Here is a 5,034-nt window from a genome sequence, read left to right as displayed (position 1 = left end):
CATTCATATCACCCCGAAATTATGGTTTTTTCCATGTAGGAACTTTTCTTGACCAGTAATCTCATAAGACCAAAGACAGCGAGAATTATTATAATAAGAGTTGTCGCCAAAACGCTTGCCAGGCCGAACCTCAGGTTCTCTGAGAAGTTATATATGAGAATTGTAATGTGATACCATTTTGCGGAAATAAGGAAAATCACAGCGCTCACAGCGGTCATGGATCTAACGAAAGTATATGAAAGGCTTGAGATAAAGGCAGGTCTAATCAACGGGAGTACAATCGTTCTAAAGACAGTTGGTGAATCTGCTCCAAGACTCTGAGCTGCCTCTTCGATAGCGGGATCGATTTGCTTCAAGGTAGCAACTCCACTTTCTACGCCAACCGGCAGTTCCCTTATTATGTAATTTATTATGATTATAGCGCCAGTTCCAACCAGCAGCAGAGGAGGTTTGTTAAAGGCAATGATATAGCTGATACCTATCAACGTCCCCGGTATCGCGAAGGGCATTAAAACGAGTAATTGCAAGGGTTTCTTCCCGGGAAATTTTTTCCTGACGATTATCATTGCGACAATCATGGCAAGAATTCCAGCAATGGGGGTAGCAACTGCTGCCAACGTTGTTGTATCTATAAGGGCATCTTTAGCTCTCGACAAGGCTTCGGTGATATTCTCAAGGGTAAAGGAATAATCTATTCCCCAGTTTTTAACAAAACATCCGGCTACTATTGTTGAATAAAGCCCAATGAGAAAAGCTGAAATAACACCCATCATAGTTATCAAGAAGATCTTCACAGGCTTACTCGCTATCTCTACAATACGGGCACTCGGCTTTCCAGTTACAGTTACATAAGTCTTTCTATTCACCCAATACCTTTGAATCAAAAAGGCGACAAGCGTGGGTATGAGCAAAAGGATGGAAAGCGCAGCTCCATTTTGCAACCTGTGCATGCCCGTAACTTCAAGATATGCCTCAACGGATAGCACTTTATATTTTCCAGAAAGGATCAATGGATTTGCAAAGTCAGCCATGGAATTTGAAAAAACCAATAGCCACGAACTTGCAATTCCCGGAAAAGAAAGAGGCAAAGTAACAGTGGTAAATACTTTCCATCTATTTGCCTGCATATTCATTGAGGCTTCTTCAAGGGTGGAGTCAATGGCTTCTAAAACACCGCTCAGAACAAGAAAAGCTATTGGAAACATACCCATTGTTTGAACAATAACCAAGCCATCGAGTCCGTATATGTCGAAAGAAGTCAATCCAAGCAACTTGCGTGTAATAAGCCCATTGTTCCCAAAAAGCAAAATGATGGAGAGCGTTAGTGAAAATGGTGGGGAAATCACAGGCATAGTGGCCATTGTTGCAAAAAATTTCTTTCCCTTTAACTTCATCCTTGTTAGAGAAAAGGCAAAGAGGAATCCAATCAATGTAGATGTTGTGGCCGTAAACATCCCTAATTTTATGCTTCCCCAAAGCGCAAGAGAATAATTTTTTGTTGTTAGGACTTTTTTCCAAACATCCAGACTAAACTCACCATTCTGGAAAATCGTCAATTTGAAGGCTTCATAAAGCGGATAAGCAATGAATGTTCCGACAATGATGAATACAATGAGTATGGTAAATCCCAACGTGGGATCCCTCATAAAACTTGTAATGAAAGATACAATAAAAACAACACCTATCAAAAGCAAGGCAAAACCCCAAATGATTCTTATGGTTTTGAGAATCCCTGAGGCATTGTGCAGCAAAACTAAAGAGCCAGTTACCATGCCGTATTCCGGCTCAAGAACAGGAACAAAAGTAACAAAATATTGGTTGTCTTTTATTTTTAAAATGCTTTCATGAAAATACGCTTCTTCATAAACTGTACTCTCTATACCATAATCAAAAAAATCCATTGTCTTCAACTTTAAGAATAAATCAGCGCTTTCAGCGCTTTGGTAAAAGTACTCTGGTGTTTCGCCGTATTCTTCAAGTCCCTTGATATAAACCACCTGTACATCAGGGTATTTAGCGTTCATATCTTGAAGCCAATTTTTGATGTTTGCCTTTGGAATAGAAGACGAAATGAGGTTGGATATTTCTATGATTCGTTTCTTTCCTGCGTCAACGAATTCCTTTTCAATGCTATTAAATACCCAAAAAATCAAAACAGCAAAAAGACCCACTGTAACTATCAGTTTTAAAATTTTGGCCTTCACAACTGATTACACCTCCGGGGAGCGACCTGTAAGCGTGGCTTCCAACAATACAACGCCTGCACCGCTTCGCGGTGCAGGCTAGAGTTATTTACTAAAAGAATTATCTCCCAATTTCGTTATTCCACCTATCGTTTAACCTTTCTCTGTTTGCAGCATCCCAAACAAAATCCTGATCCACAGTTCTGATCGTCTCGATGGGCACTTCCACTTTGTCTTTAGGTGCTTCAGGGGAAAGCGGAATCACATACCATTTCGAGATGATTTCCTGAGCATCTTTTCCAAGGATCCAGTTGTAAAGTTTTTTGGCTTCAACAGGTTCTTTACCACCCTTGATTATGGACATAGAAGCAATTTCAAAGCCTGTACCTTCTTCAGGTATGGTAATAGTTATAGGCGCACCGTTTTTTTGAAGCCTTATCAAATCGTGAAGGTAACCGATAGCAATGGGAGTTTCGCCAATTGCACAGTCTTTACCGCCAGCAGAACCGGACTTGGTGTACATGTTGACATTCTTGTCAAGGTGTTCAAGATACATAAAAGTCAAATCCTCGTTGTCGCCAAAGAGGTGGTATATCGTCGTGAGTACATTGTATGCTGTTCCGGAAGTGTTTGGATTGGCAACTCTTATCATGTCTCTATACTGAGAATCAATAATATCAAACCAACCCTTTGGTGGTTCAATTCCAAGTTCTGCAGCTCTGTTGTTATTCGTGGCAAAAGCAAGTGGGCCAATGTATAGACCAACCCAGTAAAACTCGGGATCTCGATACCCTGCGGGAATTTGAAGAGCAAGCGGTGATTTGTAAGGAGTTGTAAGACCTTTCAGTTTCGCTTCAATATGTCCCAGTCCAACTCCACCAACCCAGATTGATGCCTGCGGATTTTCTCTCTCTGCTTCAAGCCTTGCAACTGTTTCGCCGGTTGAAAGCCTTACCCATTCGACTTTTATGCCGGTTTGTGCTTCAAAAAGATCAAACAATTCTTTTGCCAAAGGTTCTTCAAGTGTTGTATAAGCTTTTACCAGATTTCCCGAAAGCGCTAGAACCGAGATCATGAGCACAAGAACCAGGATAACTTTCCTCATAAATACCCCTCCCTGTCTTAGAGTAAAAACACATTCAGTAAGAATGTGGATAGTCTATTATAAATCAAATGCTGAATTTTTTTAAATGCGAAGAGTGAGATAAAGAACCTTTGTCTAATTAAGGAAACAAAATGTCCCATGCTACAATATGACTATAAAAGAGAGCTTCTCTAACTAAAGTGCCAATAATTGCATCTGCTTCGGAGGGGTACATATGGACCAATTTTTCAAACTCGGCAGCACTTTTACAATGAATCTTTTTTCCTATGGCATTATTGCTTTAATCGCCGGGATAACGCTGTTTTCCTTTTTAACAAAGAAGAATAAGAGACCGAAATTTGTTTCCTTTTTTCTTTGCGCTTTGATATTTTTTATGATTTGGCTTCTCATAATTGTCCCCTCAAACGCCGGAATTACTATTGAAAATGATGAATTAAAGATCAACATACCACTTTCAGCAGAAATTACAGTTGCAAGGAAGGATGTTGCTTCCTGTAAAGTTGTTGATTGGAACCAAGATACTGATTATAAGCCTCTTTTGCGAACTTTTGGAACATCTTTGGGGGATTATCGAATCGGGAATTTTAAGCTAAAAAATGGGAAATCAGCTAAGTTACTTGCAATTGGAGAAAAAGCAGTTGTCATAGAACTTAAGAACGAAAACTACCTTCTTGTACTTGCTCCAAAAGATTTCGATGGTTTTGTAAAAGTAATTAATGAAAACTTTGTAAAAGTAATCAACTAAGATAAGGTGAACAGTATAGACTCTTCACAGTGGAAGCAAAGAAATGGAGGCTTATTTATGAATTGGGTCATATTTCTTTGTGTTAATTCAGTCAATATTATGACTTACCTGCTTTTTGTGTCTCGAGTCAAATGGCCCGATATAGAAAGCTATCTGGGTATGACAACCATAATCCTGGCTTTTCCTATAATGCTTGCAGGGACATTCAATTTCTTTTCAAAAAAGGAGCCTTTGTTCTGGCTCCCGGCTTTCGTATATGTTGCCTGGGCAATTCTGGCATTTATTGTTGACCGCTGGCTGAAAATTGAATTTCGCAATCCTCAAAATGCCTTCATACTGATTCCTTTCCTAATACTCTTTTATACCTCCATCGGTGGAATGGCTCTTAGCATGTGGAAGGTGAATTTCTATATGTGGCTAATTTCTGGGGTGACTTCTGCTTTGAATGTATTTGGGTCTATATATGCATCTTTACATGGCAAAGGATAAAGCAAAGTTCATTGATCTTGCTTATTTCTACTATCTTAACCATGATATCTTTTTCAAAGGCTGTCATCTTTTCCTTGATGTGATAAAAAATGAATCTCCATAAAGATATAGAAATATCTCATAGGATGTCTCAAAAATCAGTAACAGCCAGCAATATCAGCTACTTTTTTATGAGGACGGTCGTTCAAGGCATTGAACATAACACAAAGGTTGTCTGACAAAATGGCCAAACCCAATATCGCTTTTTGCAAGTCCTTGTAACACTACTTATTTGGGTCTCCTTTCATATGTTGAGATATTTCAACGGCATCACCATTGAAATTTGGGAGGCTACTCTTTTTCGTGATACCATATGCATTAATATTAAGATTTATCAGTAACGCACCGAAACATTAGGATAAGGGCGACTGATGGTCGCCCTTATCCTTTTAATCTAGTTTTTTACAATTTTTATGAAAGGTATTTTCTTGGGTCGTAGTTCACCGACTCAAAAGCGTTACCTTCATAGACCT

Annotated in this window: 4 protein-coding genes; 2 read left to right on the top strand and 2 right to left on the bottom strand. The window is 39.2% G+C overall.

The annotated features are described in order from the left end of the window. Nucleotides 1-8: 8 nt before the first annotated feature. The gene (locus AC3LHT_RS07910; protein ID WP_488662507.1) at nucleotides 9-2,204 is read right to left on the bottom strand and encodes an ABC transporter permease; all 2,196 of its coding nucleotides are present in this window, start codon (nucleotides 2,202-2,204) and stop codon (nucleotides 9-11) included. 100 nt (nucleotides 2,205-2,304) lie between these two features. Continuing rightward, entirely contained in the window at nucleotides 2,305-3,288 is a 984-nt protein-coding gene (locus AC3LHT_RS07905) for an ABC transporter substrate-binding protein (RefSeq protein WP_290647430.1), read from the bottom strand. 214 nt (nucleotides 3,289-3,502) lie between these two features. Here AC3LHT_RS07905 and AC3LHT_RS07900 point away from each other — a divergent pair, with 214 nt between their 5' ends. Further along, nucleotides 3,503-4,033: a PH domain-containing protein gene (locus AC3LHT_RS07900; RefSeq protein WP_290647429.1), complete on the top strand. Its 531-nt coding sequence runs from the start codon at nucleotides 3,503-3,505 to the stop codon at nucleotides 4,031-4,033. Nucleotides 4,034-4,090: 57 nt separating this feature from the next. Then, nucleotides 4,091-4,522 (top strand): hypothetical protein, encoded by a 432-nt coding sequence (locus AC3LHT_RS07895; RefSeq protein ID WP_488662506.1) that lies wholly within the window; start codon nucleotides 4,091-4,093, stop codon nucleotides 4,520-4,522. Nucleotides 4,523-5,034: the final 512 nt, after the last annotated feature.

This window comes from Kosmotoga sp. (assembly GCF_982836095.1).
The sequence above is the reverse complement of the archived record's forward strand: the minus strand, read 5'-3'. Positions and strand labels throughout refer to the sequence as shown.

Bases quoted from the DNA above. Each gene is read 5' to 3' on its own strand.
- AC3LHT_RS07905 (WP_290647430.1), bottom strand. From the start codon at position 3,288: ATGAGGAAAGTTATCCTGGTTCTTGTGCTCATGATCTCGGTTCTAGCG.
- AC3LHT_RS07900 (WP_290647429.1), top strand. From the start codon at position 3,503: ATGGACCAATTTTTCAAACTCGGCAGCACTTTTACAATGAATCTTTTT.
- AC3LHT_RS07895 (WP_488662506.1), top strand. From the start codon at position 4,091: ATGAATTGGGTCATATTTCTTTGTGTTAATTCAGTCAATATTATGACT.